The sequence below is a fragment of the uncultured Thiodictyon sp. genome, assembly GCF_903828115.1.
Taxonomy (GTDB): Bacteria; Pseudomonadota; Gammaproteobacteria; order Chromatiales; family Chromatiaceae; genus Thiodictyon.
Genome location: NZ_CAIKKU010000364.1, coordinates 1 through 2,036 on the forward strand (window position 1 = coordinate 1; position 2,036 = coordinate 2,036).

Annotated in this window: 1 protein-coding gene and 1 pseudogene; one reads left to right on the forward strand and one right to left on the reverse strand. The window is 62.0% G+C overall.

Annotation, left to right across the window (positions count from 1 at the left end; translation table 11 throughout):
- Positions 1-161 precede the first annotated feature (161 nt).
- Complete coding sequence (locus QZY48_RS13265; protein ID WP_295431330.1) at positions 162-1,208, reverse strand: DUF4325 domain-containing protein; 1,047 nt, start codon at positions 1,206-1,208, stop codon at positions 162-164.
- Positions 1,209-1,452: 244 nt separating this feature from the next.
- On the opposite strand from QZY48_RS13265, the pseudogene QZY48_RS13270 reads away from it, so the two are divergent.
- Positions 1,453-2,036: pseudogene (locus QZY48_RS13270) on the forward strand (aconitate hydratase B); the annotation flags it as partial.

Below are 2,036 nucleotides of genomic sequence, written 5' to 3' on the forward strand. Positions count from 1 at the left end.
CGCCGCGAGTTCCGCGGTGTCTGCCTGTGGAGGGGAGGGCGCTGGCGCGGGCCGCAAGGTCCGCGTGAAACCGGCCCCCGTGAAGCAGGAAGTCAACTTTATTCATGTTTACGCATGAATTTGTAAGTTTGATAGAACGGCTCTTGCCCCGCCCCCGCGCGTCAAGGTGTCGCGGCGGCATCCGAACCAAGCACCCGGTCCACTTCCTTTTGCACTGCGGGACTCATGTTGACTGGCTTGATAGCGACTTGTGGATGATTGCGCGCGAATACGCGGAATATCTCATCGACGAACGAGCGGCCCACCATATCGACGCCGGCGAAATCCAACAGGACGTTGCGGAAACGCTCGACGCGATTCATGATGCGCTTCGCCTGGGAACGGGAGACGAGGGCAACGCCTTCGTAGAGCGCCAAGCGGACCGGCACGACGGTCTTTGAGAAGTCGAGTGTATCGGCATCAGTGTATTCGTTGAAGACCGATGCCAGGGTCCGTTGCGTCGTTGGCGAAAGGATCATGGTCAGCAAGGTCCCACCGGTTGCGCCTTGCAGGTGAACAAGGAAATCATTGTCGCTTTCTTCGCTGTGGCTAAAGGCCAGGTCACCGGCAGTGATCCGGAAGAAATCGAACGCCCGCGAGGTAAAAAAAATACCCTCACCCGTGTGGTTCTCGGGATCGGTCGTCAGCTTGCCCTTACTCAACTCCAGGATCGCCTCCCGCGGATCGGCGAGGTCCAACAGGCGCGCAATGCGCTTGAAAATGCCCTCTCCATCATCCCAAATTCTGAGCAATAACGATTCGTCGTCGCGCTGCGCGACAATCACGACGCGAGTCCCGGCGGAGTGGTCGATCGCGTTGTTCAGCATCTCCGTGAAACCGTAATGCCAGATGTCCTGAACGTTCTTTCCCAGACCATCGACGAGATAGGCAAAGTCGCTGGCGTAGACACGGTCCTCGGCGATGGCCCCAAGGGCATAGGTCCCGGTCTGCCGGCGGTTTGGGCCGAGTCGATAGGTACGCCCGCGGGTCGTTCCGGCGGCCTCCAGGAAACCCTGCCGGATCAGGTGGGTCAGGTGTCGATGGACCGCCTGACGGGTGATGCCGAAGCGCTCGCAGGCGTCGGCGACGAGGTCCGCGCGCCCGGACCTGACGACGTCGATCAGGTGGCGGCGAATGGCTTGCGATTCTCTGGTCTTGCCGAGTTCCACCGGATGCCCCTCAAGTCACTTAAAGATAGGTCGATTGTAAACTTGAGATTCTCAGTTTGTAACGCATCCGACACAAGAATGGATCGCCCACCGTCCCCAAGGGCAACCTGCGAGGTACAGGCTTCAAATCGCTTGGCAATGCCTACATAAGACCTAAAATGGCAGATTGGCCCGCAGACCTGCCGCCGCGGCCGCAAGCCGCCCGCCACCCCCTTACCGCCATCGTTCCACTGGAGATTACAAGATGTTACAAGCCTACCGCCAGCACGCCGCCGAACGCGCCGCGCTCGGCATTCCGCCGCTGCCGCTGACCGCGCAGCAGACCGCCGACCTGATCGAGCTGATCAAGAACCCGCCGGCCGGTGAGGGCGACGTTCTGCTGGATCTGCTGACCCACCGGGTGCCCCCGGGCGTGGACGACGCGGCCAAGGTCAAGGCGAGCTTCCTGGCCGCGGTGGCGCACGGCGACCTCAAGGTCGGCCTGCTCGGCAAGGCCAAGGCCACCGAACTGCTCGGCACTATGGTGGGCGGCTACAACGTACACCCGCTGATCGAACTGCTGGACGACGCCGAGGTCGCCGCCGTCGCCGCCGAGGGTCTGAAGATGACCCTGCTGATGTTCGATTTCTTCAACGACGTGGCGGACAAGGCCAAGGCCGGCAACGCCAAGGCGAAGGAGGTCATCGAGAGCTGGGCGCAGGCGCAGTGGTTCACCAGCCGCCCCGAGGTACCCGAGTCCATCACTGTCACGGTCTTCAAGGTGCCGGGTGAAACCAACACCGACGACCTGTCGCCCGCCCCCGATGCCTGGAGCCGCCCCGACATCCC